This window comes from Xanthovirga aplysinae, assembly GCF_009711365.1.
GTDB classification, from domain to species: Bacteria; Bacteroidota; Bacteroidia; order Cytophagales; family Cyclobacteriaceae; genus Xanthovirga; species Xanthovirga aplysinae.
Map to the genome: position 1 here is coordinate 1 of NZ_SMMB01000382.1, position 1,335 is coordinate 1,335.

The 1,335-nt window shown below is 37.2% G+C and carries 1 protein-coding gene; it reads left to right on the forward strand.

The genetic code is table 11. The annotated features are described in order from the left end of the window. The first annotated feature begins 44 nt into the window (after window positions 1–44). On the forward strand, window positions 45–1,313 hold the full coding sequence (locus E1171_RS01285; RefSeq protein WP_155203311.1) for a hypothetical protein: 1,269 nt from the start codon (window positions 45–47) through the stop codon (window positions 1,311–1,313). The last annotated feature ends 22 nt before the right edge of the window (window positions 1,314–1,335 follow it).

The following is a 1,335-nucleotide window of genomic DNA, read 5'->3' on the forward strand; positions in this document are numbered from 1 at the left end:
AAACCATCAATTTCTTTAATCAATTCAGTTCACTTTAATTTATTATGAAAAAGCTATTCTTAATTGGGTTTGCGAGTCTTTTTGTTTCAACTTTTGCTACAGCTCAAAATTCCTCAACCGTTTATCAAACTGGAAACAATTCTGCTTCTGTGAACCAACAAGGAGTAAATGAATCTACAGTTACTCAAAGCAGTGTAGATGGTGACCTAGCAAACAATGCCACGGTTTCTCAAATTGGGGGAAATAATATTTCCATCATTAGCTCCAATGGAGATGGAAATGAAGTAGAGGTGGATCAAAAAGGGAACAATGATAACGATCAATCAGCTGATATAGGATACTTCAACATTGCTAATGTATCACAAGATGGAGATGCTAACTCCGCAAAAGTAGAAAGCGATGGTGATGACAACATCGCTATTATTAACCAAGTAGGGAACAGCAATGAGACCACTATTGACCAAGGTGTGGGGCGCTCACAAAGGAATATTGCTTGGGTAGATCAAAACAGTCTTGGTACTTCTGGTAATACTGCCAAAATAACCCAGCGTTATGATGATAATTATGCTGAAATATCTCAGGTGGGTGATAATAATACGGTTAAAGTGAACCAAAATACAGGTGATAATGAGCCTGCAATGGGTAGCTTTGCTTACTTTGTTCAATCCGGAAATGGAAATAATGGCATAATTGATCAGGATGGGAGAAATAATGCTTTAGAATCCTACAGTACAGGCAATGACAACTATGTTAGAATTAAACAAAATGGCAACTTCAATGGGGCATTTGTTGTCCAATCAAGTGATAATAACTCCACCAACATTAACCAAACCGATGATAATAATTATGTAACTAATGGGCAACTAGGGATTGGAAATATCGGAGATTTCACCCAAACAGGTTTCTCTAACGAAGCCCATGTGGAGCAAAGAGGCGATTCTGATGAAGTTACGGTATTGCAGGAAGGTGATGACTATGTAAATGGCTTCCAAAGAGGTGTAGGTGAGGGAAATATGACAATAATTCAACAAAATGATGGCGTAAACAGTGCATATTTCACTCAAGAGGGAGAATTTAATGAATTGACAATCACCCAGGGTGGTGGAGATAACCGAACAGAGGCTTCACAATATAATGAAGGAAGCATAGCGAATATCGTTCAAAATGGTACGGGTAACGAGTCCATATCTATACAATCTGGAGGCGTATTTGGAACATCTAATTCTTTAAATGTCCAGCAAACTGGTAACAATAATCTTAGTATCATTAACCAAAATGGTAACAACACAGCTGTTGTGACTCAAAATAATTAAACATAAGATTTACTTTTAAGTT